This window comes from Labrys sedimenti, assembly GCF_034424805.1.
In the GTDB taxonomy this organism is placed as follows: domain Bacteria; phylum Pseudomonadota; class Alphaproteobacteria; order Rhizobiales; family Labraceae; genus Labrys; species Labrys sedimenti.
The window spans coordinates 656508-682182 of sequence record NZ_JAXOUF010000001.1 but is presented as its reverse complement, the minus strand read 5'-3'; the positions used below and the strand labels follow the sequence as shown (position 1 = coordinate 682182).

Sequence of the window (25675 nt, the reverse complement as noted above, 5' to 3'; positions counted from 1 at the left end):
ATAGCAATCCTATGTCACGATATCCCCGAGTTTTGTACCGCATGAATCGCTGCCTTTTGCGACGCTTCAAAAGTCAGGATTCCCACGCCAACGCAATTAGCGGCCTTCCGCATAGCGTTTCAGACGTTCGTCTAGAGTCCCTGTGTGCAGTTCAAACATGTGATTGTCGTCACTATAGAAATAGATTGACTGCCCTTCTCCCGGCACTCGCGAACGACCTTCCCGGACCTCAAGGCCAAGTGAGAGAACACGTTGCAAGTAGTCTTCATAATCTTCGTTGGCAATCTTGAAGGCTACATGATTGTAAGTCCGTGACGGAAGCGGCTCGCCTTCCATTGTCGCGACCCATATCGATTCATCGCGTTCGCCGATGAGGAAGAAACGCTCCTTCGAGAGAGAGAATGTTGCCGTGCCGCTGTCATATATCTTCCGGGCATCGAATACTTTTTCGAGAATTTCCTGCATACGATCAAGATTGCGGACGATGAACGTCATGTGACTGAGGCCTCGAACCAAATCCTTCTCCTTCTTTCGCTTCAGGCAACCCGTCCATTCGGACCCATATTGCGATAGATCGTCGTCGGCCCCACTTTCGCGGTCCGCTCGTCGATCGCGCTGACCTCCTTGCCGTTCAACAGCCAGACCAGGCCCATGACGTCGTACCGGGTCAGTGGGGCCACGGGATGCAGCCCGAACAGTTCGGCGGCCGTCCAGCCAAGCTCGGCGGCCTGGTCGCCCCAGTCCGACAGGAACTCAATCGCGTCGCGCTTCGCCTGCTCCCAGCGGCGCGGATCCGGCGTCGGGTTTTCGCGCATCAGTTTGGCGAGTTCGTCGGCGAACGGGCCGGAATAAGCGGGGGCTCGGGCAAGGGCTGCGGGCATCGGCATCTCTCCGTCAAACGGCAGATCGAACAGCTGCTCAGCAGGGTCGGCCATTGTCTCTACCTCTCACGGACTCAGCGACGGAACGGTGTAGATTCGGTTTCTGTCCGGACCCAGATTACGACCCACCTGTTGCCGAGTTCGCCGCCCTCCGGCTCCAGCCGGAAGCTTATGTTGTCAACGCGCACGATGATCGCAGTGAAGGTCGCGGTGACGGTGAAGGCGCCAAGGCCGGGCCTTCGCCGGGCACGAGCTCGGGCGGGTCGCCAGGGAGGATCGTGGCCGGATGATTGGGCCATGGCATCTGTTTCAGCAGCAGCACGGCGCCGCGGCGAATATCTGGCCGGTTAGTCACATTCACCTCGATTACAAAAGGTCAGATTGGCCTGGCGCTGCTGGTGGCGTGTCAATCGGATCGACAACGTCGGGGGAATTGTAGGCCGGGCTATTCACCTTGGTTGAGATCGGCCACATGTCCATCAACTCGGCAGGGAAAGGCACGATCAGGGCGCGCGGGTCAGGCTCGATATTGGCGAGCCAACGGTCATAGTCCTTCCGATGAAGGATGAGCGGCATACGGTCGTGGATCTGCGCGACTAGGCTGTTAGGCTCGCAGGTGACGATGGTGAAGGTGCGCCTTGTCTCCTGGGTACCTTTGTCGGTCCAGCTTTCCCATAGGCCGCCAAGTGCGAATTTTGAGCGGTCCTTCATGGCGATGGCGTAGGGCTGTTTCTTTGCCCCCTTTTTGATCGGATTGCCGTCCTCAAGAATTTTCATCCATTCAAAGAATGCATCGACCGGAATAAGGCAGCGCCGGCTTTTGTAAGCGCCCCGAAAGCTCGGCTTGGCGGTAAGATCCTCCCCGCGCGCGTTGATGGGATAGGGCCAGTCACTTGGATCCTTCACCCAGGAAGGCAGCAGGCCCCATTGCAGAAGATCATGGACGTAACGGTTCAGACCTGGCTGGCATCGTATCACCCACAGGAACTGCCGCGGCGATCCGTTGTGGTGCGCCCTCCAGGCAGCCGCTACCGTCTCTTCAGTTGCGCCCATTTCCGAGTTAACGCCGGGTAGATCAGGCCCGGTTTGTTGAACCCGTCCGCACATCGCCTTGCTCCATAGCTGGCCGGCTGCGGCGATAGAATGGAATCTTCCGAACCGGAACGCAAGGAGAACAAACTGCTGGACTCGACCCAGAGGCAGGCCTAGCCTTCCGTGGCCCTTGGAGGGGATAGAATGAAAGCGCGACGGATCGATAACACAGCGGCAGGGCCACCGCTGGACCTGGACGCCCGTGTCAACAAGGCGATTGCGGCCTGCGATGGGGATGCCAGGGCGGCCGTCCGAGCCCTGATCATCCTGACCGATCACCTGCAGGCTGACCTGGAAGCCCAGACTGAGGCGGCCGGCCGACTGGCTGAGGGCATTTCCCGTGGCTTCATGCGGGGCCGCTGGTGATGCGCCGAAACGAACTCGATCCACCGATGATCGACCGCGGCTGGCCCCACCAGATCCGCGTCCCTCAGGAAACCTGCGGAGGCAGAAACTATGATGTCGTCCGCGGCTTCTGCCGTGACGAAGGCTTGAGCCTTTGCCCCCGGGGACATTCGGTAAGCCGGGATGCCGTGCATTACGTGGTCTTTTGCTTTGCCGATCGGGAGCATGCCGAACGCTTTCAGGCCCGATTTGGCGGTGAGTGGTTCAATCGCAAGGCTTGGAACGACGAGGAGCGGGCCACCTACATGGCGCGGAAAGGCCTGCACAAGGTGCGCGGCCGGTGGGTGCCGATATCGAAATCAGTCGGCGCCTGATGCTATGGGAGACGAATGAAACCAGTTCTGCGTATCGCCCTACCCCTCCTCCTCTTCGCCTCACCCGCACTGGCGGCCACCTATGAGCCGGTCGACGGCAATCGCATCATCGTGCTCGACGGTGACACCGTCGCGCTGCCCTGCAAAAAGCCTGGCCCCGGCTGTGCTGAGAAAGTCAGACTGCGCGATATCGATGCGCCCGAAGTCTTTCATCCCGATTGCGATGAGGGATTGCAGCAAGGCCTCAAGGCCAAGGCAAGGCTGGCGCAACTGATCAGGGGCAAGGTGGTTTATGTGGAGCGTGACGGGCACAAGGACCTATATGGCCGCACGCTAGGCGCCCTACGGATCGGTAGTCCATCGGGCGTCAATGCCGGCATGCAGTTGGTTCGCGAGGACCTCGCCCGGCCGTGGAGGGCAGGAGCCGCAGCGCGCGAAGAACGGCGCTTTTGGTGGTGTGGGCCAAACAACTGATTCCATCTGCTACTCTTAGTGCTGCAGACTTCATCGCAACAATCGTTTTCGCTGTTACGTGTGGGCTAGAGCATAAGAGATTGAAGTCTGTAACATAATGCGGTGATCTTTGAGGGTGTGAATTAATTCTATCGTCACGCTCTAGTCACGCTAGCATCAATATCATGGCACGTCGGCAGGGTTTTAGGCCCAATAAGATTAAAACTATCATTGTGCCTCCCTTACAAATAGAGAAATATCTTAGCCGTATCGGATTATAGAACAACGGAGAGAATGCAATGCGTGCAGCAATCCTGGTTCTATTTAGTCTTATTCTAAGCAACTCCGCTTATAGCCAACAGGAGACCCCTCCCGCTGACCACATAATGGCGGGTAGTCAAATTGAAGACTTCAAACTCCAGCAACTTGGCATTGCGACCACGGCACCTGCAAGGCCAATAACTCCTTTGGCAATGGATCTAATCAAGGACTTCGAGGGGTGGTCAGCCATACCCTATAACGATCCGGTCGGCTATTGCACGGTAGGCTATGGGCATCTCCTCAGCCTTAATCGGTGCGAGAAGATTGATCTCAAGAAGGTGGAAAACGGGCGCTTTGCTCAACCGATATCGACTGAGAAAGGCTTAGAGATACTCGAAGAAGATACACGGAGTGCGCGGCGGGCAGTTCAGCAATTGGTTAAGGTAGATACCACCGATGATCAGTTTAGCGCGTTGTCCTCTTTTGTCTTCAATGTGAATAAAGAGAATTTCTCAAAATCTCATCTGCTGATATTCGTCAATCAGCGGAATTACAAACTAGCTGAAAGAGAATTTCCCAGATGGATTAAAGCAAAGGGGGAGGTTCTTCAAGGATTGATCGATCGCAGAAAATGTGAAGTTAATCTATTTCGCGGCGAACTAAGGTATAATCCAAAAGGAAAATTTGACAGAAAGAGCTGCGCTTCACTTGGCATCGCCTCTGGCTTGACGGCCGTTGATATTCGAAAAGGCGAGTGAGGCTACCATGGTAAAAGGCCGTTCTTTATTTGCAGCAATCGCGACAGTAGCATTCGGTCTTGGTGTGGCCATTACATCAGCATCGGGCCAGGTCATGGGCTGTATCAAGGATTATTATGCGCATAAGGCGTTAGGAATTGCACAATCAGACGCCGAACAGATAGTCAAGGAAATTGGCGCGGCAATGGCAATTAAAAGTGATATAGTGGTTATACCGTGCCAATATGCTAATCGAGTTCAATCTACTATCGTACAAGACTCAACATTTGACGGAGTTATTGAAGGTGAATACATTGTCTATGATCCAAGGTGGTTTCAAGAAGTTCTCGGAACAAACAAAGTCGAAATAATTGCGGTTCTAGGTCACGAGTTGGGACACTTTGTCCAAAGGCATTTGTCATTTAGACGGAACATCCCTGACCGGGAAAAGGAAGAAGAGGCAGATTTTTTTGCCGGATGCGCGGTAGCTAGCATGGGGCGTCCGTGGCAATCTATGTTTGATCTCTTGGAACGCATACGTCTCGAAACGGACGATGTGTATCCGGACAGACTGAGAAGTGAGGAAGTAGCAAAAAGAGGATATGACACATGCTCCAGAACTCCACTACCGTCGCCTCAAGTCTCGGATCTCAAGCTGTCGGTCATTGCAAATTCTTATTCATTAAAATTCCTTGCTAACAACAGGTTATTTGCAAATTTAGACATTCATGACTGGCAAAATGGCGCCGACATTGAATCCGACGATATCGTATATGGTCGAAATTCGGTGGCAGTTCGGCTTGGTTGGAAAAAGGATATGTTTGTTATATTTCAGGTCAAGGAAGATGGCGCAAAGCTATGCAGCAATCAACTTTTTGCAGCTTTGAGGGATGGCAGCGGAATTACTATAACAACGCGTAGTGTTGATACTGATGGAACGAAATTTGGAGTCCGCTATGGACGCAATCATGATCTCTACAACGAGTTTGTGGCCCGCAACGCCGACCTCAAATATTTCTTCGATCCACGTGCCCCACGGACTGGAGTAGATCGGCATCCCGAGGCTGAGCTCAAGGGAACACTTAACGAATTCACGATAGTGGATAATGGCTGCGTCTAGGGGGTGGGACGCCACCAACAGACAGCTATGCGGAGGGCTTCTCCGCCACGGACGAGACCTAACGTATTGAATAAACGTGATAAATATTGATCGTTCTGCCAAAGTCCCAAATCAGGTCCCACTTCTGCGCGACGACCTTTCGGCGCAACCTGCGCCGATTGCCTCTTTTGCTCTTGGAGCTCGATCCAGCGAGCTACCTGCGTGTCACGTTGCAAAACCGTGAGGTCTGCACGATGCAGGTTCTCGCTGATCTCCCACATCTCTGCATCGATCTTGTCCATGCGGACGACTGATGCCGAGATGTTGTCTTCACGGTGGGATGATCGGCGCTTCCACACAGACGAGTCATAGGATCGATTCTGAGAGTCGCTGGCGGGCTTGCCACGGCTGCCGCCACCACCGTAGCTGCGGCGTCCAAAAATCGCCTCCATGACTTCCGCTGGCCACCTGATGGACACTCCATGCGTGATCGAGGGTGAGGCTAGCTAAAGGCCCTCCCCTTGCGCCGTGGAAGCACCCCAGACCTTGCCTCCGCCATCGCAGCCCCGTGCGCCAGGTATCGTGCCGCGGTATCCTGTCGCGCCTTCACCATCTCGGCGAAGCTGGTACTCATGTCGATGGCGCGGGCATCTGCAAAGAATGCAATTTCACCGATCCGATATGGCGGGATCTTGGCGTCAACGAGATTTAGATCAAAGTGAAGATCCTGCCCCAGAGCCCCCTCACCCACGTAACGGGAAAATTGCGGATCGCCGGACTTCGTCTTCATCTCCAACTCGACCCATTTCGCAGATTCCGGAAGACCACTCGGGCAGATGATGGTCTGCACATCGTAGGGATCCTCAAGGAGTATACGCAGGGTCTTGTTGGTCTCAATCAGATCCTTTCGAGCGCCTGAGCGAAACGCCAACATACGGGCTTCGGGCCACAACGACGAGAGGCGGCCCTTTTTCAGGACACTCGCGCTGCCGTTCCACCATTCCGCGATCTGCCAAAGTTGGCGATCATCCGTCCGGCAAAGAATGATCGTATGCGTGACAAGCTGGTACTGCGTGGTTTCTGTTTCAGTCATTGGGTTTCCTTTCGATGACTTGAGAATTTTTTCCAGGCTGTGGTGCCGCCTCTTCGCGGTGGGCTTGCTGAATGAGAGAGAGGAGCATCTTCGCGAGCTCGCGGGGTGGTTTGACCGTCTCCTCAACTGGAATTGGTGCTCCGTTCGGTCCCGAGACCTCATGCGAGGAGGGGAACAGGCGAAGATGCCTGCCCAGTTTTTCGAGCGCAGAGTTCTTGTCATGGAGCTTGACTCGGAGGGTGCCGTCGCGAGCGTGAGATACCTCCGCGATGCTGGCGGCCATGTCGGGGGTGAGGTCGGATGACGGCACCATGGATAGACCCTGGATCAGCCTCTCCTCCCCGGTTTCCGCGTCCTTGATCGCGACGGTTTCACCCCACTGCGCGATGTCGCGAATATCCGCCAAGGCGATGCGTGCCAGTTCAAGGATGATCCGATCTGCGGTGACACCGGTTCGCTCGGACTGTTTGCGGCGCTCCGCGGTGATCGCAGCTTGGATTTCATGTTTGCTCAACAGAGCGCTGGCAATCGCATAGGCCGAGCGAATGCTGTAGCCGGCGCGGATTGCTGCCTTCGTGCCATTCAGGTCGACGATAAATTCCTCGACGAAACGCTGCTGCTTTCGGTTCAGAGGCATGCCGGCTCTCCTCGTAAACTGCGGGCTTCGGCAAGGGCGCCAACCGTCATCGCGAAAGTCCGGCATTTCTCGATCGCATCGGCGAGGAAGCGATCCTTGATGTCGTCTGCCGGGCACTGCTTCGCCTTGGCGAAGTCATCCATGGCTGCGAAATGCAGGGCGACCATTTGGGCAGCCAGCATTCCTTCGAGTTCGGTCTGCGGCTTGAGGCGAGCCACTATTCCGCCGGCAATGACGCCGAGCGGCCATGCCTGATCTGTCTGGATCGGCTCGCCGTCGACGGCGTCTGAGATCTGGCGCACCAGAAGAAGGTTCACCTCCTCAAGGAGGCGCGGGGCAATGGCGTAGCTTTCAGGCTGGGGCATTCTCTGCCTCCCTGTTTTTCAGGGAACTCGCCGACTTCAACAAGAAGTCAGCGGCTTCGCTGTAGGTTGCGATTGGCGGCAGGCCGTCACTGCGCATCAGCTTCCGCCACAAATGGAACAGTGCCAGCGCCACTACGGGCAGCGGCTTTTTGATGGTGCCGCCTGCGGCAAATACCTGATCGAGCGTCATCGCGTGGCCGCCGAGTTGTATTTGCGACAGCGGTGGCAAGCTGGCTGGCCTCTGAACATAAAGCCCCTCAAGCGCCGCTTGGTGTTCGGTCTCGGCCAAGCAATCCATGAAGGCGAGCATCGCGACAACGAAGGCATCGTCGATCGTCTCGCATGCTGGCCACTCGATGGGCTCCGGCGCTGAGCGTGGGTGAAGGGAGATCACGTTGGACATCAGAGGGTCCTGCTTTCGGGGATTGGCGGCGGACAGCTCTGGGCAAGCGGAAGCACGGATGCTTCCCAACGCTTCACGAACTCAGGCGGGATGATGCATTCAGGCTGCAGGGGCTCCGGACCCCAATAGCCGTTCCAGCTTCCGCGCTTCCAAAGGGTGAGCTGGTTGGCCCAGCCCTTTTCTTGGTCCTGCGGGGTACGCGGTATGACACTGCCTGAGTTTCGCCGCTTGTCGTCGTAGTTGCCCTCGATCAGCCTGAGGAAACTGCTGGGCTTGAGGAAGAAATCGATGCTGGCGCGCCAACCTCGGTCATTTTCCCCTCGCATCAGTGGCGATCGGGCAGCTCGCTCAATCGCCGCAATCCAGCCCTGAAGGCCGCCAGCCTCTTCCAGCCTGAGCTTGAGTTTGCGTTTTCGTTCGTCCGTCAGTTTCTGAGGTTTCGGCCAACCAGCCTTCTCGGCAATGCGGGTATATTCGGCCGCAGCCTGCTCGACATCGTCGCCTCGTTTTGAACTTTCTGGCTTTCCCTGAGCCGGATCGGTCAGAACGAGAGCGTCAGCGATCGGTTCTGACAAAATCTTATTATTCTGTTCCTGTTCCTGTTCCTGGCTTCGGAGGGGCTTAGAAGGGGCTTCGATTTCATCACAATCCAAGCGGTCGCCTGGAAGGTGGAAGGCGTCAGCATATCGATCGAAAAATGCTTGCTGTATCAGTCCCTTAGGCATCGACTGGAAGTCTTTGATGATGCCTTTCACCCGGTTGTCAGTCGCCTTCAGTTGCTGTTCAACCTGGAACTTTGCCATCTCCCGAACGAAAACTGTCTCGGTATCCGGGTCATAGACACAAAAATCGGCTTCCTGGAGGCTTCCAAGGGCCTTGGAAGCCCCTTCCAAGGGGATCCCCGTTTCATTCGAGATGTAGATGATCGGGCAATAGAAAACGCCGGTCATGGACGAATGCGGACTCGTCATCAGATACAGAGCGACGAGCTGCGCATCGGGATTGCCGCGCAACTGTTTCCCGGTTTTGCCGATCCAGAACGACGGAGCCACCTTCCCGTAATCACGCATAGGCCTGGCCTCCGCACCGAAGGAAGTGAACCGGAGCTACATGAGAGCAAGCGATGTCGCAGAACAGGTCGATCTTGGTCGTCGGCCCCTTCCGGTTCTTCGCGATGATCATTTCGAGCTTGTTTTCGCAGTCGAGGGCCTTGGTAACGGTCTCTGGGTCACTGGCGCGGAATTCAGGACTGCGTGAGAGGTAATAGTGCTCGCGGTAGAGGAAGAGCACCGCATCGGCATCGGCCTCAAGGTCGCCTGATTCACGAAGGTGCGCGAGGTCCGGGCGCTTGTCCTTCTCGGCCTCGATACCGCGGTTCAGCTGGGCACAGAGGATGACGGCGACCTTCAGCTCTTTCGCCATCTCCTTGAGGCCCGAGGAAATTTCTCCGACCTCATAGACCCGCTGCCCCTTATACCGATCGGATGCCTTCACGAATTTCAGGTAGTCGATCACCACCAGGGCAAGCGGGATGCCCCGGGCTGCCAAGCGGTCCCGTTCAGCCTTGGCCCTCTGGTAAATCTGACTGACAGTCAGCCTGGGCGTGTCGTCGATCGTGATCGGCAGTTCCTTCATGCTGGCATGAACCGCCTCGATCCTCCGCATCTCTTCGTCGCTGATATCCTTGGCGGCTGTGATGCGGCCGAAATTCAGCGTGGAATGAGGCTGGTAGGCGCGGTGGGCGATCATGCGGGATACGGTCTGGTTGCTGTCGATCTCCAAGGAGAAGGCCAGCACACCAGCACCCTTGCGGGCCGCCTCTACGCCTACCGCACAGGCCACAACGGTCTTGCCCATGCCAGGGCGGCCGGCCAGGATGATAAGGTCACCGCCGTACCAGCCACCATTCAAGGCGCGGTCTAGATCATCAAAGCCGGTAGGCACGAACACATCAACCTTTTCGCCGCGGCGGGCGCGCTCGATACGGTCAAGTGTTTCATCGCCGGCCTTTCCAATCGAAAGACGCCGCGACGTGGTGGCTGTCAGTTCAGCGCGGAGAGCGTCAATCTCGTCGAATGCAGTGCCGAGGCGCTGATAGGGATATTCCAAAGCAGGGCTGGATAGCTGGCCCCCAATCGCAGCCAACCGCCGCATTGCCGAACTGTCGCGGATCAGCTCGGCATGATCGTGCACGTCGAGCAGAGACGCGGTGTCCTGGGACAATCGCACGAGATATGCCGGTACATCGACACCGGGTGCAATCTCAGCCTCCCCGAGGGCCGGCCTTACGGAGATTGGATTGGCAACGCGGCCGGCGTTGATCTGATTGGTGGCGACCTCGTAGATGCGCTGATGCAATGGGTCGGCGAAATGCTCGGGCCTGAGAATGCCAGCGATACGACCGTATACACGGTTGTCCGTCAGGAGAGCACCGAGCACATTCTGCTCTGTCGCAACGATATAGGGGGTGGCATCAGTGCTCATGCGCGCCCCTCGTAACTGCCTTTCCCAGGAGAAGCGCACGGGCTTCGAAGAAGCCGTCCTGTTCTCCGTGGAAGGAACACAAATGTTTGCCTTGGGCCGTGTACCCATGGGCTTCGTCGTCACGGATAACGACGAAACCTTTCAAGTCGCGGCCGGAGTAGATCGAGATGTGCCGGCCCGGCTCTTCATCTCGATAAGTCGGCGAAGGTCGCTTGCTCATGCACGCACCTCCGAAATCACCTCGATCGGGCTGCGCAGCACATAGCGAGCGTGCTCACCCGCGAACGGGCCGCCGTGGGGCTCCATGATCGTTTCAATCGAAACCCCTGCCCTTCTGAGCTTGAAAACGTAGTCGGAAGTCCTCGGCTGAGGGTGCTCAATAGGAGTGATTCCGCGCTCGCCCGCCATTTTCAGAAGCGACAGGGTGTTGGCGACGCGTCCCTTGAAAAGGTGCACAATGCCGTCCGGTCCGCCAACGCGGACCCGCATGGAGAGAGGAGCCTTACCCATTAGTCGACACCTCCGAATTGAGGCCCGCCAAGCTCGAAACCAGGATGGCCGTGGAAAGAGGGAGACCAAAGCGCCGGGCAATTCGAAGAGCAGCGACGGACGGCGCCATCCGAAGGGCGGGAACCGTGGATGCCATGGGCGGCTGCGGGTTAATCCTATTGCCGACCTGCGACGGCTGAACTATAAGATGCATGTGACTTCTCACCGTGAATGAGGAGTTGCGAGCGAACAAATTCCCGGCCGGCGCTTGCCAGAGCGTCGGTCGTTTGTTTGTTCAGGGATTGGTGGTGTCGGTGGCGCCAAGCCAGGCCATCAGATCGTCGAGCAGGACGATCGAAGAGCGGCCGCTCTTGCGAACCTTGAGCTTGCCAAGTTTGGCGTCGCGATATGCCGTCGAAAGACCCCGGCCGGTGACCGCGGGTATCTCCTTCATGAGATAGGAGACTCGCTGAGCGGGGTGCGCGTTGCCGCGGGTAGCTGGCGGCAGTTTGTCAACGAGAACACGCGCTATGGCTGTATCTGCAGCTTGGGCTGTGACAGGAGCGGTGTGGGAGCAGGCTTTCATGGTCTACCTCTTCACTTCGGTGAACGCAGGTAGAAAATGAGCCGGCAGCCTATCGTTTGGTACCGGCGAGAGCGGCACAAAGGGCGGCAAAAGCGGCAGTTACTCTATCACTTTGATTTTTCTAATTTTTTTCGAATGCGCCGCGTTGTCCTCGTTAACCCCGCAGGGACGGCGCGTCCTTGCGCTGTGAGCCAATTTGCGATGGCCTGATCTTGCTTAACGTAATTGACCTTGGGTAATTCACTACCCCAAAGAGCATTGATAGCATCGAGGATGTTGTTGAAATCTACAGAAGTGCTACGCATTTCACGGAAGGGATCGGCCGTATCAATCGCCGAGCGGTCTTTCGGCGGCGTCCGCGCTGATACCGCTGCGATGTCGGCCGGCTCAAAAAGAATCCAGCCATCCATCTTTCGCACAGGTTGGTTGTAGAGTTCGAGAAATAAAGAACCGAATTTGCCGCGAACACCACCCATCTGCAGAAGCTTTAGGAACGTGTCATTGCACTCCCAGCCGGCAAGATCCTCCAGGGCACCATCCACATAGAGATATTTCGCAACTACAGTGCGATCTACAAGTTTATCCAACAGGAATTGCGTGGCCGAATAGACGCATGTCCACCTACGCCCTCCCGGCGAGAGCGGGAAACCATTCTGCTCATTGGGCGTCGACACGTATTTGGCCGAAAGCCATCGTGTTAGCTGGTCAAAATCATGGTTGGAGATAAAGCTTGTCCAAGCACGCTGCTCCTCGTCCCCCAAGCTTTCCATACGCCATATTGCGGGGTCTTTGGCTTTTGCAATGCGCAAAGTCGCTTCTGCAGGCGTAATTAGGCCGGGCGTATCTCGTCGTAACATCGCAGCACCTTGCGAAGCACCAAAGGGCACACAGGGAAACCAAGTGGTGCGACTCGGCTTTTCGGCTGGCCGGCCTATCCCTGCGTGTTCGTGTTCTATGGAGTTGCGGCCCGATGCATCGGCACGACATTCCCCGCTGGCGGCGTCGAGCAGAAAGTGGCCCAGGCCTCCATCAACTTGCGCCGTTTCTCGAAGAGATCACCACGGCGATAAGCAGCTTCGACCTTGTCGCCGACAATATGCGCCAGAGCGGCCTCGCTCACCTCATTCGGGAAAGGCGTGCACTCTGCCGCCCAATCCTTGAAGGCCGATCGGAAGCCGTGAACGGTTACGTCCTGGTCCATGCGGGTCAGCAGCATCGCCATTGCCATGTTCGAGATAGCCTTCGTTGGCTGAGAACCCGGCAGCAACCATTCGCTTTTCTGAAGCCTGAGCGTCTCCACAATCTCCACAGCACGAGGCGACAACGGAACGCGATGCTCCCGCTTGGCCTTCATTCTCTCCGCAGGAATAATCCAGATCGCCTTTTCGATATCAAACTCGCTGAGCCTGGCATTGATGATCTCTCCCGTCCTGGCCGCCGTCAGAATGGTGAGTTCAAGCCCGAGCGCCGCGTTGCCCTCACGCGTATGCAAGGCTTTGATGAACGCCGGCAACTGGTCGTACGGCATTGCCTCGTGATGACCACGAGTGAGCTTGGCACGCTTCGGGAGAATATGATCGAGGTGCCCCGACCAGCGAGCGGGGTTCTCCCATGGGGACCGAATAAACCCGGCCGCCTTTGCCGAATTTAGAACCCGCTCGATCCGACCACGGATGCGCGATGCCGTCTCGGCCTTCGCCTGCCAGATCGGCTTTAAAACCGCCAGGACATGCTCGGTTCGGATCTTGGCGACATCCATCGCGCGGATGGATTTGCAATAGGTGTTGCCGAGCGTCATTTCCCACTGCGCCTTGTGCTTGGCATTTTTCCAGCCAGGCGCCATCGATTTGATCAGGTCGTCAGCGGCGTCGCCGAACGTAATGGCCTTTGCGGCCGCCTCCTGCTTTGCGGCGACCCTGGCATCTAGCGGGTTTTTCCCTTCCGACACGAGGCGCCGCGCATCAGTCGCCAACTCCCTGGCTCGGGCGAGGCCCATATCGCGTGCACCGCCGAGGCCAAGATCCTGTGTCTTTCCATCGATAGTAAAGCGATAGACCCACCGCCGCCTTCCGTCAGCGGAAACGACCAGGGACAGCCCTCCCCCATCACCATAGCGGCCTGGACGAGTGACGGCCTGTACTGCGCGTGCACTGAGTTTGTTTAGTTGCCGGGCCATTGGACTGCCTCAAAAGAAATGGGACCGCCTTGGGGGGTCCCAAATTCGGTCCCATTTTGTAGCAGAGATTTCGGTGCTACGCCATAGAGACTAGGGCAAAATTGGCCGGAATATCCGAAGGATATCGGGCTTTTTCAGTGATATATGGGGTATCCGTGGACTTCTGTAGCATATAGTTAGGCGGACACCCCTTCCGCCATTTATTTTCTTCGTCCAAGCGATTGATGTTTCGGTGTCGGAAGCCGGGCCGGCCCGCCGACACCGCACCCCTTACTTCATCGAAATCGCAAGGCCGGTGACATCGGCGTTGACCTGCAGGCCGACCTGCCGGCCTTGGAGCTCGAGCCGGGCTCCCTTTCCGTTGGTCATGACGATCACCTGCGCGCCCCTGCCGACGGCGCCGCCGCCGCCCGCCGCGCCATAGACCCCCGTCGCATCTCGGACGCGATAAATATTGCGCACCCTGCCTTGGAAATAGGTCTTGGAAGCCCCAAAAGCCAGGCCGCCCGAGATGCCGCCGATGGAGATGGGATAGCGGCGACCATGGAAGGTCAGGGTGCCCTCGCCTCCGGAGCCACCCACGAAGAAGGCAGCCTTGTAGACGTAAAAGCGGATCGTACCGCTGTCGGCCTGCGCGGAACTGGCGAGACCGATGCCCGCCGTGGCGATAACCGCGGCCACGATTGTACGAAATCTGGGCGAAATATTCATGATGCAAGTCTTTCAAAATTGCCGGTCACCCGGCTGAAGGGCATGTGAGCGTCATGCCGAAGCTAGAGCTAAACAGTCTTGCCCGCCGTTGGTTCCAGGCCTGCCGGCTGGAATGGCTGTCTCCCAGACATGATCAGACAGGCCGGCGACGCGGCGATGATTGCCTGTAGCATCGACGCAATCTTCCCGGTCGGTTGCGTGATCAGGCCGGCACATAGGTCAACCGGATCACATCCGTGCCGATCAACTCGCTGGCCACAAGGCGCAGCGCCGGTCGGGGGCCTGCAAAGAACGGCTTGCCGCGACCAAGCACGACCGGGTGAAAATAGAGGCGATATTCATCGATGAGGCCAAGATCGGTCAGGCTTTGCGCCAGCTCTGGTCCTGAAACGGAAATCTCTCCGACGACCTCACTCTTCAGCCGGCCCATCACCGCTGCGACGTCATCCGCGACCAGCGTGGCGTTAGGGCCGACCGATTTCAACGAACGCGATACGACCCATTTCGGTTGTTCCCGCCACGCCACCGCGAAATCGCGAAGCTCCGGGGTCCATTCAGGATGATCTTCATCCCAATAGCGCATGACCTCGTACATGCGGCGGCCGTAGACGCTGCCCGCCAGCCCGCGCACATGCTCTATCCAGTGACGAAAGAGTATGGGATCCGGTGCAAATTTCTGGTGGTCGACATAGCCATCCAGGGACAGATTCATTCCGAAGACGATCCTCGCCATGCCGCCAAGTCTCCAGCCCAAATCTCTTGGAATATTTTGACGTGCTGCCGGATATGGCAATCAAATTCACTGATTACCGGGGCCAAGCCTGGAATAGACCTGCAAAGTGAGCGACGGCGAAGCCGCGAACGGTGAGAAGTTTCGCACGGGTAGCCGGGTTTCACTATCCCGGTTACCGCCCCTCCGGCCTGCGGGCCAGAGGGGGCCTGTTTGCGTCCGGCGCTTCGCAACCGCCCTTATCGGCAAACGCGCCGCGTCACCCACACCGGCCGGCCATGCTTGAAGGTCTTGGTCTTGACGACCTTGCACACCGGGCGATGGTGGTACCGGTCAAAACCCGGATGCCGCCAGTCATGCCGGGGCGCCGCCGAGGCAGCAAGAGTTGTCCCACCAAGTGCCGCAATGGAAAGGACGACGGCGCAAATAAGCTTTTTCATAATATTCTCCTAGAAAAGCCGCCCCCAGCTATGGGGAGCAAACTAGCGAGACAAAAATGAATGGTTTCTGAAAAATGATAGTATCAGTCACGGCATGATGAGCGCTGTGGAATGATGGTTAATGGGTGCGTCGACGGCAGGCCCTAGCCCTGCCGGGCTGCATGCCGGCGATGGCCGTCACGCCGGCGAGGCTGTCATGCCACAACCCTCCCCTGTCGGCGGAGATAGACGATCTGGGCCGTCAGGCCGACGATGAGCAGGACGAGAAGGCTGCCCTGAGCCCCAAGGAGGAGTGGCGACTTCAAGTCGGTGACGAGGGGATGGCCGTCCGGCACACGGCGCAAGGTCTCGGTGACCGTCGGCACCATCAGCAGGAAGACGGTCAGGCTCAGGCAGATCGTCTCGATGAAGCGCTTGGTACGTTCCAGCCCCGGAAGCCGCCCAACGCCATAGCCTGCGACCAGCAACATGATGGTCGCCGCACCGATGACATAGCTCACCGGCTGATGCGCAACGAGAAATGCCGTTGCGGCACCGATGACCATCGAGATGAAATAGATGATGCCGGATGTCGAGCCAGGTACAATCCGCCCGTGGCGAATAAGCATGTAAAGTGCCAGCGGAATGGCGGGCAAGCTGCCGAGTGTATGCACCCAGCCGATCGGAGAGATTCCAAACATCTCAGTCTCCTATTGTTCTTCCAACTAGAAGGTAGTCGAGGAGGCAAACTCAACCCACACCTTCAAAGTTGAGCCGGATCGATCGAGGGGGAGCCCTCAGTCGATTTTCCGATCTTTACGGGGATAAAAAATGACTCATTCCGTCCGCTAAGTGAGGCCTCTCAATCCACCTTCTGGTAGGATGGTTGTCAAGTCACTCGCCTGATGGGCCGGGCATCGTCCCACGGCCCCTAGAAGCGCCTGATCTGCTCGATCAGGTCGGTGCGACGCGACGGGCTGGCGAAGCCGAGAAGAAGCGTGGAAGCGCCGACCCGGAAAGCGCTATCAAGATCCTCATCTTGAAGTTCGCCCGCGATCCAGAACGAGACGCAACCCCGGAAATTGAAGGCAAGCTGGTCTGCCAGCACAGCCTCGGCGAGCGTCTTCGTCTCGACGGCAATGCCAGCGAAGTCCCCCAATGCCAGCGACCAGAGCTCTCGTGAGTTCTGCCGCACCGGACCGGGCTCGGAAGTGGCGATGCCGAGCGATCCCACCACCGCCTTATGGACGTCCGGCTTCTCCAGCAGGAGAGCGACGCTGATCCGCCCCATTGCCAACACATGGTCGATCGCGTCACCGGCGGGGGCCTCGTCGCGGAACTGCGCCGCCATCCGCTGGATCAGGCGGGCCGAAAGCGCCTGCATGATCGCATTCTTGCTGCCGAAATGATTGAACGGCGTCGCGAACCCCACGCCCGCCTCGGCCGCCAGTGCCCGCATCGAGAAGTCGGCTGTTTCGCCCCTCTCGAGCAGCCGCTCGGCCGCATCGAGCACGATCGCGCGGGCAAGCTGCCTGTTCCTTTCCCTGAGGGGTTGCCGCTCCGTTCCAGCCATGGCCGTTTCAATTCCTTGTTTCGAACATCACTTGAAAATCTATATCATGATATATAATTAAGGTCGCGATATAATATGGCGAGCCAGATGGCGCGCTGCAAAAGGAGCTCCCATGAGCAACAACAAGACCTTTCTCATTACGGGCGTCAGTTCGGGGCTGGGCAAAGCCTTTGCCGAAGGCGCGCTCGCAGCCGGGCACCACGTGATCGGCACGGTCCGCACTGCGGTCGCGGCACAGGCATTCACGACGCTTGCACCAGGCCGCGCGCATGCCATGCTCCTCGATGTCACGAATTTTGATGCCGTTCCGAAGGCCGTTGCCCAGGCGCAGGACGAGGCTGGTGCCATCGACGTCCTCGTCAACAACGCCGGCTACGGTCATGAGGGCATCCTGGAGGAATCGTCGCTGGAGGAGATGCGCCGCCAGTTCGATGCCAATGTGTTCGGCGCGGTCGCGATGATCAAGGCGGTGTTGCCGGGCATGCGGGCGCGGCGTTCCGGCCATATCGTCAATGTCACCTCCATGGGGGGCTTCATCACCATGCCGGGCATTACCTATTATTGCGGCAGCAAGTTTGCCCTCGAAGGCATCTCCGAAGCGCTCGGCAAGGAAGTGAAGCCGTTCGGCATCCATGTGACGGCGTTGGCGCCGGGCCAGTTTCGCACCGACTGGGCCGGGCGTTCGATGGTTCGCTCCGAGCGCAGTCTTGCCGATTATGATGCGGTGATGGACCCGATCCGTGCTGCCCGGCAGGCAAAAAACGGCAAACAGCCGGGTGATCCCGCCAAGGCGGCACAGGCCCTGCTCAAGCTGGTCTCGGCCCCGAACCCACCAGTCCGGCTCTATCTCGGGGCCGATGCGCTCAGGCTCGTCCAAGACAAGATCGATGCGATGAAGGCGGAGATGGCGGCCTGGGAAGAGGTCTCCCGTTCGACCGATTTCACCGAGTGAGCCTGATTGTAGAGGCTGTTGCTGCGCTGACGGGAAGAAGACGCCCGCTCGGCGCCGCGCGGATTCCCTGCCTGAATCCGCAGGCGGCCTGTCCGAGTCCGGCGAATGCCGCTCCCTTCCACTCCTGATATAGGGCGCCCACCCCTCTTGCTTCAAGACGTCGGTCATCGCGTAGAAAACGGGGCTCAACCGTGATTTATGAGGTGGCAGATGTCTTTGTCCGGGCATGACGTGCTCATCGCCGGAGGGGGACCGACCGGTTTGATGCTGGCGGGTGAACTGGCCCTGGCGGGTATCGATGTCGCCATTGTCGAGCGGCGCCTGAACCAGGATGTCGAGGGATCTCGCGCAGGCGGATTGCATCCGCGGTCGATCGAGGTGCTGGACCAGCGCGGCATCGCCGATCGCTTTATCTCACAGGGCGAAAAACACCGGGTCGTGCCGTTTGCCGGAACCGTTCTGGATGCCAGCGACCGTTCGACCCGTCACAACTACACGCTCGCGCTCTGGCAGGCCAAGATCGAGCGCATTCTCGCCGACTGGATTTCCGAGTTGGCGGTGCCGATCTATCGCGGCTGTGAGGTAACGGGCTTCACGCAGGACGACACCGGCGTCACCATTGGCTTGAACGATGGCCGGATGGCGCGCGCGCAATATCTTGCAGGCTGCGACGGCGGTCGCAGCCTTGTCCGCAAGATGGCGGGGATAGACTTCCCCGGATGGGACCCCGATGTCAGCTACCTGATTTTCGAGGCCGACATGACGGACGAGCCGGCCTGGGGCATGCGCCATGGCGCAAGGGGCGTCTATGCCCTTGGCCGGCTGGAGGACGGTAGACGCGTCCGCGGCGTCGTGACGGAACAACGTCTCGAACGGGGCATCAAACCCACGGTCGATGACCTTCGCGGAACGCTCATCGCCGCCTATGGATCGGATTTCGGCGTCCACAATGTCACTTGGCTGTCGAGGTTCACCGATGCCGCGCGACAGGCTGCCTCCTATCGGCAGGGACGGGTGTTGCTGGCCGGGGACGCCGCCCATGTGCACTCTCCCGTTGGCGGACAGGGCCTCAATATCGGCCTGCAGGATGCGGTCAATCTAGGGTGGAAACTGGCTCAGGTGGCCAAGGGCATCTCGCCGGACGACCTGCTCGACACCTACCATGCCGAACGGCATCCGGTGGGAGCGGCCCTGCTGGAGCACACCCTGGCACTCACGGCCCTCAATCGCGGCGATGAGCGCACGAAGGCCTTGCGCCAGATGATGGCGCCGGCGATGCAAATGGATGCCCCGCGCATCTGGTATTGCGCCATGATGTCTGGCCTCGACATTCACTATGACCTCGGTGAGGGGCATCCGCTGCTCGGCCGCCGCATGCCCGATCTCGACCTTGTCGGCGCCGATGGGCCAGTGCGGCTCTTCGGTCTCCTGCATGACGCCCGGCCCGTGCTGCTCAATCTCGGGGAACGCGGCAGCCTCGACATTCGGGGATGGGCGGATCGAATCGCGTTGGTCGAGGCGAAATTCGAGGGGATATGCGAGCTTCCGGTGATCGGCGCGGTGCGGTCTCCAAGCGCCGTGCTGATCCGACCCGACGGGCATGTGGCCTGGGTTGGGGACCGAAGTGCAATGGGCCTCGAGGCTGCGCTCGGCGCCTGGTTCGGCAAGCCCGCGGCGGTAGTAAGAGCGAGGCGATCGGATCCGGATAATGAAATTCATTCAGCATCCATTCATATTACGTAACGGAATGTCAGCGTCATCAAATCCGATTGGAGATTTTCAATGAAAAAGCTTCTTCTCGCTGCCCTTATTGCCGTCGGCGCGTTGTCAGCCAGCGTCGCACCATCATCCGCTCTCGCACCGGTTCATCTGGGCACTTCCGCCGCAACGCAGGCCGAGCAGGTCGGCTGGCATGGCTGGGGGAAGCATGGCTGGCGCCGGCACCATGACAATGGCCTGCATCGCGGTTGGAGGCGCGGTCGCCATGAAGGCTGGCGTCGGCATGGCGGACGGCACGGGCATGACGGCTGGCGCAGGCATGGTGGCCGGCATCACCGTTGGTGATCGTCTGCGCGCGGCAAATATTGCGAATCAAGATACCCGACAAAAAAGCCCGACGCTTCTTGCGCCGGGCGAGTTCTATTGGGGTACTATCGTCAGCCGACCTCTCCTAATGTCGTGGCCGTTGACTGATGCGAGTGTGTCGACGGCCTGTGACTTCGGCGTGATTCCGAAGGCTCGCTGCGGCGGGTCGTCGGTCACCCGGTTCTATCGTACCGTCCTGTAAAAGGTCGTCGCGCCGAGCCTTGCGCTCTGGTCGGTGACCTCGCTCACGGCCTGCCCTTGCAGCAACCAGATCAGCCCCATCACGTCATAACGCACAAGCGGCGCGGTCGGGTGCAGGCCGAAAAGGTCATCGGCGCTCCAGCCGAGTTCGGCCACCTGGTCGCCCCAATCGGTCAGGAACTCGATCGCATCATGCTTGGCCTGCTGCCAGCGTTTGGCGTCGGCAATCGGGTTGGTTTTCTGGAGCTTGGCCAATTCTTCAGCAAAGGGCCCCACATAGGTTTGGGCGATGGCGAGCGCTGCAGGCATGTTCGAACTCCGTCTTGAGATAGACGGATTCACGCTCCGAACGGTGTAGATTCGGTTGCCTGATCATTCCCGCCGAAAACCGGCGCTCACTTTTCGACGCGACGCCTTAGCCTGGCGCGAAGCCGGGCCAATAATGCCCGTCTGGCGTCGGGCGCTTGCCGAAGATGGCCTGGCCGACGCGAACCACGTCGGCCCCCTCCTCGATCGCGGCTTCGAAATCGCCGGACATGCCCATGGAGAGCTCGGTCAAGGCGGCATTGCGCTTCACCGCCCGGTCGCGCAGGGCCCGCAGCAGGCGAAAACAGGGGCGCACGCGGGCCATGTCGTCGCTGAACAGGGCCAATGTCATCAGCCCGCGGGGACGCAGGCGCGCAAAGCCGTCGAGCCGATCGACGAAATCGAGCAGCGCATCGGGATGCAGGCCGAATTTGCTCTCCTCTCCCGAGGTATTGACCTGGACATAGACGTCGAGGAAGCGATCCTCGATGGCTAGGCGCTTGTCCAGCATCTCGGCGACCCGCAGGCTGTCGAGGGCGTGAAACTCGCGGGCAAAGCGGGCGAGATATTTCACCTTGTTGGTCTGCAGGTGCCCGACGATGCTCCAGGCGATCGGCAGGTCGGCGAGGTCATCGCGTTTGCCCTGCGCCTCCTGGATCTTGTTTTCCCCGAAGTCGCGGATGCCGGCTGCAAAGGCGAGCCGCAAAATGTGGGCCGGCACGGTCTTGGTGATGGGAAGAAGGCGCACGGCGGCCGGTTGCCGGCCGGCGCGCAGGCTGGCCGCCTCGATCCTGTGTTGCACGGCAGCAAGATTGGCGGCGAAACTCGTCTGCGGATCGGGGCCGAAACGGGCAACGTCCTGCTCGTCGAGAGCGGTCGTCTCTGCGGCTTTGACAACCGGCTCATGCCTGTCGGTGGCTTCCATGTGGTGTTCGTTCATTTCAAGCATCCGGCCTGGTATCAAGCCGCCTATCGGATGGAATCGAGGGGGATGAGCGAAGCGATCCGGCGATCGACGGGATCGGGGCTGTCGGCGAGCGCACGTGCTACGCCGACCCGGTCGGCGGCCGGCCGGTTCTGGCTCAGCTTGCGCTTGCCCTCCAGGCGACGGATTGCCAGGCGCACCCCGACGATGCCGCGCAATTGAGCTTGGACGAACGCCGGTGGCGCATCGTCGACCTGCCAAGGCGTGGCCATCGCCCCCTCATGCAGATTGGTGAGGCGGGTGACGGCATCGAGCAGGCGCGCGGGATCTTCGAAAAACTCCACCGGCCCATAGGCGTGGACGGCTTCGTAGTTCCAGGTCGGCACGACCTTGTGATGTTCCTGCTTGGCGGCATACCAGCTGGGCGAGACATAGGCGTCGGCCCCCATGAAGATGGCCATGGCGTCGCCGATCGGCTCGGCCTGCCATTGCGGATTGGCCCGAGCAAGGTGGCCGTAGAGGGTGCCGTGCTCTCCCTCGTCCGGATCGAAGAACAAGGGCAAGGGTGTGCCGATCGGGCCGGCCGCGGTTGCTGTCACCAGAGTGCTCAGCCGCGTATCCCGCATCAGCTGCAGCAAGATGGCCGGATCGTCTTCGCGGAAGGCGGGCGGTATGTACATCGCAAGACTCGCAGGAATTCGGTTCGTGAAAACTCGACTTGGTTTCTCGCCAGGATAGGAGCAAACTGGCTTAACAAGAACATCCAGTTTGTGTATTTTTTACTAGGCCAGTTGTCATGCCGCTAAACCGACAGGCGCGAGGTCCGGGGGCCAGGCAGATCTATGACGTGCTGCGGGCTCAGATCCTGGCAGGAACCTACGGGGATGATGGTGCCCTTCCCTCTTCCCGCGCCTTGGCATCCGAACTCGGCGTGGCCCGCGCAACCGTCACCTCGGCCTATGAGCAGTTGTCGGCGGAAGGTTTCATTCGCAGCCGCCGGGGCGCCAGGCCGAAAGTGACCGCCGTTCTGGACCGCTCGCCGGAGGCATCGCCGGTACCGGCGGGTTCGGTTCCCCTCCCCCTGTCGCGCTATGGCGAGCGCCTGGCCGTGCAGCCGGCCTTTCTCCCTCCCTCAGCGCGGCCGGCCATCGATTTTCGCTACGGTGACCTCGCGGTGTCGGACTTTCCCACTCCGATCTGGCGACGCGCCATATTGGGAGCGCTGGCGCAGAGACCGGATCGCCTTTCCTATGGTCATCCGGCCGGTTCCCACCGGTTGAGGCGCGCCCTGCAGGGCTATCTCTGGCGGGCACGTGCGCTGCGCTGCGAGACCGAACAGATCATCATCGTCAACGGATCCCAGCAGGGATTGGATCTGTGCAGCCGTCTCCTGCTCGATCCCGGCGATGGTGCGATCGTGGAAGATCCCTGCTATCGGATGGCTCGGGACATTTTCGCGGCGGCCGGTGCCAGGATCATGCCGATTGCGGCTGACCAGGACGGGCTGGACACCTCGCGGCTCGACGACGTCGATGCACGGCTCGCCTATGTCACGCCCTCCCATCAATTTCCCCTCGGCAGCGTGCTGTCGATCGCCAGGCGCCACCGCCTGCTCGCCTGGGCCCAGGAGCGCGACGCCTACCTGATCGAAGACGACTACGACAGCGAGTATCGCTACGACATCAATCCGGTGCCTCCGCTTCATGGCCTGGGTAACGGCCGGAACGTCCTTTATCTCGGCACGGTTTCGAAGACCATGTCGCCAACCCTGCGCATCGGCTATCTGGTGGTCCCTTCCAGCCTCGCCGGCATTTTCACGCACGCCAAGCAGATCATGGACAGGCACAGCCCGGCCTTGGAGCAGGAAGCCCTCGCCACTCTCCTGGAGACAGGGGCCTATGAGCGCCATATCCGGCGCATTCGCCGGCGCATGGCCGAACGCCGCGACACCCTGCTCGATGGGCTGCGACAGCGTTTCGGCGACAGGCTTGCCGTCGAGGGAGCCAATGCGGGTCTTCACATCATCGCATGGTTCCGCCATATTCCGGCGGCCCAGGAGGGGGAACTGATCCGTAAAGCCAACGATGTCGGCCTCGGTCTCCACCCTCTGTCGCCGCTCTATGCGGCGGGCAGCGCGACCAAGCCCGACTGGGTCGGCCTGGTGATGGGCTATGCCAGCCTGGATGTGCGGCAGATCAGGCGAGGCGTCGAATTGCTGGCCGATTGCGCGGCAGAGGTCGAGAGCCGCAACTGAAGCCGTTTTGCCATCGGCCTCTTTTGCAGCTGGACCGGCGCGGGGCCATCTGCGGAGAACATCGAAGGAAGATACGGGGATGGCTCAGAATATTTACGACCGTCAGGAATTTTTCGACGGATACAGCCAATTGCCGCGCTCCGTCCACGGCCTGGCGGGAGCGCCGGAATGGCCGGACATTCGAGCCTTGATCCCCGATCTCGGCGGCAAGCGCGTGGTCGATCTCGGCTGCGGATTCGGCTGGTTCAGCCGATGGGCGCTCGATCACGGGGCGGCGAGCACGCTTGGCTTGGACCTCTCCGAGAGCATGCTCGCGCGGGCCCGGGACATGACGGCGAGTTCCAAGGCGGACTATCGGATCGCCGACCTCGAAACCCTCGAACTGCCGGAGGCTGGTTTCGATTTCGCCTATAGTTCGCTGGCTTTCCACTATGTTGCCGATTTCGGCCGCCTGGCCAGAGTTATCCATGATGCGTTACGCCCGGGCTCCGGCTTCGTCTTCTCCATCGAGCACCCGATCTACATGGCTCCGAGCCATCCAGGCTGGCAGGACGAGGACGGCCGGAAGATCTGGCCGCTTGATCGTTATTCGGCGGAGGGCGAGCGCACCACTGACTGGCTGGCCAAGGGCGTTGTCAAATATCATCGCACCCTCGGGACGACCCTGAACGCCCTGATCGACGTCGGCTTCGCGATCCGGCGCGTGGTGGAATGGAGCCCGACGGAAGAACAGGTGGCAGAGCACTCCACGCTTGCGGAAGAGCGCGATCGGCCGATGATGGTGATCATATCCGCCGGGCGCTGAGCCGGTTCCGGAGAAACCATCTGCGGTTTTCTGGGCCCTGCCGCCCTCTTCACGACCGGCTCACGCCTCGATGTTATCACGCGATTGCGAAAAGCGACGAACCGAAGCCAAGGAGCAGGTGAGATGACCCAACAGTCCCAGTCCACAACGACATCCGGCCGCGGCCGCCTTTTCGAAAGTATCCTGGAGACAGTGGGCGATACGCCCGTCATCAAGATCAACAACCTCGCCCCCGATCATGCCACGATCTACGTCAAGGCGGAGTTCTTCAACCCGGCCGCTTCGGTGAAGGACAGGCTGGCCCTCAGCATCATCGAGCATGGCGAGCGTACCGGTGCGCTCAAGCCGGGCATGACCGTGGTCGAGGCGACCAGCGGCAATACCGGCATCGGCCTCGCCATGGTCTGCGCGCAGAAGGGCTACCCGCTGGTCGTCACCATGGCGGACAGTTTCTCGATCGAGCGCCGCAAGCTCATGCGCATGCTCGGGGCCAAGGTGGTGCTGACGCCGCGCGCCCAGAAGGGCTTCGGCATGTATCGCAAGGCGGTGGAACTGGCCGAGGCCAATGGTTGGTTCCTGGCCCATCAGTTCGAGACCGAGGCCAATGCCGCCATCCACGAGGCAACGACGGCACGCGAGATCATCAATGATTTCGCCGGCAAGCGGCTGGATGTCTTCGTCACAGGCTATGGCACCGGTGGCACCGCCGTCGGGGTCGGGCGTGTCTTGCGCCGGGAGCGGCCGGAGACGCGCATCGTTCTGTGCGAGCCGGCCAATGCCCAATTGGTCGGCAGCGGCCAGAAGCAGGAACGCGATGCCGATGGTTCGCCCGCAGTCGGCCATCCCGCCTTCGAGCCGCACCCGATCCAGGGCTGGACGCCGGACTTCATCCCCAAGGTGCTGCAGGAGGGGATCGACAACAATCTCTATGACGAGCTTGTTCCGATCGCCGGTGCCGAAGGCGTGAAATGGGCCAAGGCCCTGGCCCAGAAGGAAGGCATCTTTGTCGGCATTTCGGCCGGCGCTACCTTCGCGGTCGCCCGCCAGGTCGCCGAGAAGGCACCCGCCGGCTCCGTCATCCTCTGCATGCTGCCCGATACCGGCGAGCGCTATATGACGACGCCTCTGTTCGACGGCATCGAGGCCGAAATGGATGCCGATGAGATCGCGCTGTCGAAGTCGACGCCGGGCTATCAATTCCCGGAATAATCCCTGGGAGCGCGGACGTCCTCGTCCGCC

The 25675-nt window shown here is 59.6% G+C and carries 33 protein-coding genes; 11 read left to right on the top strand and 22 right to left on the bottom strand.

What is annotated here, in order from left to right:
• Window positions 1–96: 96 nt before the first annotated feature.
• The 3 genes from fosX to U1R88_RS03220 all read right to left on the bottom strand — a co-directional run bounded on the left by fosX (window position 97) and on the right by U1R88_RS03220 (window position 1988).
• Window positions 97–516, bottom strand: a complete 420-nt coding sequence (fosX, locus tag U1R88_RS03230; RefSeq protein ID WP_322429941.1) for a FosX/FosE/FosI family fosfomycin resistance hydrolase — start codon at window positions 514–516, stop codon at window positions 97–99.
• Between the two features lie 20 nt (window positions 517–536).
• Window positions 537–935, bottom strand: a complete 399-nt coding sequence (locus tag U1R88_RS03225) for a hypothetical protein (protein ID WP_322429940.1) — start codon at window positions 933–935, stop codon at window positions 537–539.
• 312 nt (window positions 936–1247) lie between these two features.
• Window positions 1248–1988 (bottom strand): SOS response-associated peptidase, encoded by a 741-nt coding sequence (locus tag U1R88_RS03220; protein ID WP_322429939.1) that lies wholly within the window; start codon window positions 1986–1988, stop codon window positions 1248–1250.
• A gap of 129 nt (window positions 1989–2117) precedes the next feature.
• Here U1R88_RS03220 and U1R88_RS03215 point away from each other — a divergent pair, with 129 nt between their 5' ends.
• From U1R88_RS03215 to U1R88_RS03195, 5 genes are all read left to right on the top strand, one after another.
• Entirely contained in the window at window positions 2118–2339 is a 222-nt protein-coding gene (locus U1R88_RS03215; RefSeq protein ID WP_322429938.1) for a hypothetical protein, read from the top strand.
• A gap of 26 nt (window positions 2340–2365) precedes the next feature.
• A complete protein-coding gene (locus tag U1R88_RS03210) occupies window positions 2366–2692 on the top strand; it encodes a hypothetical protein (protein WP_322429937.1) in 327 nt (108 codons plus the stop codon).
• Between the two features lie 15 nt (window positions 2693–2707).
• The gene (locus tag U1R88_RS03205; RefSeq protein WP_322429936.1) at window positions 2708–3166 is read left to right on the top strand and encodes a thermonuclease family protein; all 459 of its coding nucleotides are present in this window, start codon (window positions 2708–2710) and stop codon (window positions 3164–3166) included.
• A 278-nt stretch (window positions 3167–3444) separates the two neighbouring features.
• Window positions 3445–4164 carry a lysozyme gene (locus U1R88_RS03200; protein ID WP_322429935.1) on the top strand — a complete coding sequence of 240 codons (720 nt, stop codon included), beginning with the start codon at window positions 3445–3447 and terminating at the stop codon, window positions 4162–4164.
• Between the two features lie 7 nt (window positions 4165–4171).
• Window positions 4172–5263 (top strand): M48 family metalloprotease, encoded by a 1092-nt coding sequence (locus U1R88_RS03195; RefSeq protein ID WP_322429934.1) that lies wholly within the window; start codon window positions 4172–4174, stop codon window positions 5261–5263.
• Here the strand turns inward: U1R88_RS03195 and U1R88_RS03190 are convergent.
• From U1R88_RS03190 to U1R88_RS03115, 16 genes are all read right to left on the bottom strand, one after another.
• Window positions 5260–5694, bottom strand: a complete 435-nt coding sequence (locus U1R88_RS03190; protein WP_322429933.1) for a hypothetical protein — start codon at window positions 5692–5694, stop codon at window positions 5260–5262. The genes U1R88_RS03195 and U1R88_RS03190 overlap by 4 nt on opposite strands.
• A 50-nt stretch (window positions 5695–5744) precedes the next feature.
• Complete coding sequence (locus U1R88_RS03185; protein WP_322429932.1) at window positions 5745–6335, bottom strand: hypothetical protein; 591 nt, start codon at window positions 6333–6335, stop codon at window positions 5745–5747.
• On the bottom strand, window positions 6328–6972 hold the full coding sequence (locus U1R88_RS03180; RefSeq protein WP_322429931.1) for a terminase small subunit: 645 nt from the start codon (window positions 6970–6972) through the stop codon (window positions 6328–6330). Before U1R88_RS03180 ends, U1R88_RS03185 begins: the two co-directional genes overlap by 8 nt.
• The gene (locus U1R88_RS03175) at window positions 6963–7337 is read right to left on the bottom strand and encodes a hypothetical protein (RefSeq protein WP_322429930.1); all 375 of its coding nucleotides are present in this window, start codon (window positions 7335–7337) and stop codon (window positions 6963–6965) included. Before U1R88_RS03175 ends, U1R88_RS03180 begins: the two co-directional genes overlap by 10 nt.
• Window positions 7324–7740, bottom strand: coding sequence for a hypothetical protein (locus U1R88_RS03170; protein ID WP_322429929.1), 417 nt, complete (start codon window positions 7738–7740; stop codon window positions 7324–7326). The genes U1R88_RS03175 and U1R88_RS03170 overlap by 14 nt, the downstream gene beginning before the upstream one ends.
• On the bottom strand, window positions 7740–8810 hold the full coding sequence (locus U1R88_RS03165) for a hypothetical protein (protein WP_322429928.1): 1071 nt from the start codon (window positions 8808–8810) through the stop codon (window positions 7740–7742). The genes U1R88_RS03170 and U1R88_RS03165 overlap by 1 nt, the downstream gene beginning before the upstream one ends.
• The gene (locus tag U1R88_RS03160) at window positions 8803–10224 is read right to left on the bottom strand and encodes a replicative DNA helicase (RefSeq protein ID WP_322429927.1); all 1422 of its coding nucleotides are present in this window, start codon (window positions 10222–10224) and stop codon (window positions 8803–8805) included. The genes U1R88_RS03165 and U1R88_RS03160 overlap by 8 nt, the downstream gene beginning before the upstream one ends.
• A complete protein-coding gene (locus U1R88_RS03155) occupies window positions 10214–10444 on the bottom strand; it encodes a hypothetical protein (RefSeq protein ID WP_322429926.1) in 231 nt (76 codons plus the stop codon). The genes U1R88_RS03160 and U1R88_RS03155 overlap by 11 nt, the downstream gene beginning before the upstream one ends.
• Window positions 10441–10734: a winged helix domain-containing protein gene (locus tag U1R88_RS03150; protein WP_322429925.1), complete on the bottom strand. Its 294-nt coding sequence runs from the start codon at window positions 10732–10734 to the stop codon at window positions 10441–10443. Before U1R88_RS03150 ends, U1R88_RS03155 begins: the two co-directional genes overlap by 4 nt.
• Window positions 10735–11008: 274 nt before the next feature.
• A complete protein-coding gene (locus U1R88_RS03145) occupies window positions 11009–11167 on the bottom strand; it encodes a DNA-binding protein (protein WP_322429924.1) in 159 nt (52 codons plus the stop codon).
• Window positions 11168–11406: 239 nt separating this feature from the next.
• Window positions 11407–12186, bottom strand: coding sequence for a hypothetical protein (locus U1R88_RS03140; RefSeq protein ID WP_322429923.1), 780 nt, complete (start codon window positions 12184–12186; stop codon window positions 11407–11409).
• Window positions 12187–12251: 65 nt separating this feature from the next.
• Window positions 12252–13475, bottom strand: coding sequence for a tyrosine-type recombinase/integrase (locus U1R88_RS03135; protein WP_322429922.1), 1224 nt, complete (start codon window positions 13473–13475; stop codon window positions 12252–12254).
• Between the two features lie 270 nt (window positions 13476–13745).
• Window positions 13746–14186, bottom strand: a complete 441-nt coding sequence (locus U1R88_RS03130) for a lipid-binding SYLF domain-containing protein (RefSeq protein ID WP_068282923.1) — start codon at window positions 14184–14186, stop codon at window positions 13746–13748.
• A 202-nt stretch (window positions 14187–14388) separates the two neighbouring features.
• Window positions 14389–14919: a dihydrofolate reductase family protein gene (locus U1R88_RS03125; RefSeq protein WP_322429921.1), complete on the bottom strand. Its 531-nt coding sequence runs from the start codon at window positions 14917–14919 to the stop codon at window positions 14389–14391.
• 631 nt (window positions 14920–15550) lie between these two features.
• Complete coding sequence (locus tag U1R88_RS03120; protein WP_068282915.1) at window positions 15551–16036, bottom strand: hypothetical protein; 486 nt, start codon at window positions 16034–16036, stop codon at window positions 15551–15553.
• Between the two features lie 230 nt (window positions 16037–16266).
• Window positions 16267–16848, bottom strand: coding sequence for a TetR/AcrR family transcriptional regulator (locus U1R88_RS03115; protein WP_322429920.1), 582 nt, complete (start codon window positions 16846–16848; stop codon window positions 16267–16269).
• 172 nt (window positions 16849–17020) lie between these two features.
• On the opposite strand from U1R88_RS03115, the gene U1R88_RS03110 reads away from it, so the two are divergent.
• From U1R88_RS03110 to U1R88_RS03100, 3 genes are all read left to right on the top strand, one after another.
• Window positions 17021–17860 (top strand): oxidoreductase, encoded by an 840-nt coding sequence (locus tag U1R88_RS03110; protein WP_322429919.1) that lies wholly within the window; start codon window positions 17021–17023, stop codon window positions 17858–17860.
• 210 nt (window positions 17861–18070) lie between these two features.
• Window positions 18071–19603 (top strand): FAD-dependent monooxygenase, encoded by a 1533-nt coding sequence (locus U1R88_RS03105; RefSeq protein ID WP_322429918.1) that lies wholly within the window; start codon window positions 18071–18073, stop codon window positions 19601–19603.
• A gap of 184 nt (window positions 19604–19787) precedes the next feature.
• A complete protein-coding gene (locus U1R88_RS03100) occupies window positions 19788–20147 on the top strand; it encodes a hypothetical protein (RefSeq protein WP_322429917.1) in 360 nt (119 codons plus the stop codon).
• Here U1R88_RS03100 and U1R88_RS03095 read toward each other — a convergent pair.
• The 3 genes from U1R88_RS03095 to U1R88_RS03085 form a co-directional block, all read right to left on the bottom strand.
• Window positions 20129–20455 (bottom strand): hypothetical protein, encoded by a 327-nt coding sequence (locus U1R88_RS03095; RefSeq protein WP_322429916.1) that lies wholly within the window; start codon window positions 20453–20455, stop codon window positions 20129–20131. The genes U1R88_RS03100 and U1R88_RS03095 overlap by 19 nt on opposite strands.
• Window positions 20456–20561: 106 nt before the next feature.
• A complete protein-coding gene (locus U1R88_RS03090; protein ID WP_322430500.1) occupies window positions 20562–21377 on the bottom strand; it encodes a YggS family pyridoxal phosphate-dependent enzyme in 816 nt (271 codons plus the stop codon).
• Window positions 21378–21421: 44 nt separating this feature from the next.
• The gene (locus U1R88_RS03085; protein ID WP_322429915.1) at window positions 21422–22057 is read right to left on the bottom strand and encodes an FMN-binding negative transcriptional regulator; all 636 of its coding nucleotides are present in this window, start codon (window positions 22055–22057) and stop codon (window positions 21422–21424) included.
• A gap of 116 nt (window positions 22058–22173) precedes the next feature.
• Here U1R88_RS03085 and pdxR point away from each other — a divergent pair, with 116 nt between their 5' ends.
• The 3 genes from pdxR (at window position 22174) to U1R88_RS03070 (ending at window position 25645) form a co-directional block, all read left to right on the top strand.
• On the top strand, window positions 22174–23631 hold the full coding sequence (gene pdxR, locus U1R88_RS03080; protein WP_322429914.1) for a MocR-like pyridoxine biosynthesis transcription factor PdxR: 1458 nt from the start codon (window positions 22174–22176) through the stop codon (window positions 23629–23631).
• Window positions 23632–23710: 79 nt separating this feature from the next.
• Complete coding sequence (locus tag U1R88_RS03075) at window positions 23711–24436, top strand: class I SAM-dependent methyltransferase (RefSeq protein WP_322429913.1); 726 nt, start codon at window positions 23711–23713, stop codon at window positions 24434–24436.
• Window positions 24437–24559: 123 nt separating this feature from the next.
• The gene (locus U1R88_RS03070; protein WP_322429912.1) at window positions 24560–25645 is read left to right on the top strand and encodes a PLP-dependent cysteine synthase family protein; all 1086 of its coding nucleotides are present in this window, start codon (window positions 24560–24562) and stop codon (window positions 25643–25645) included.
• Window positions 25646–25675 lie beyond the last annotated feature (30 nt).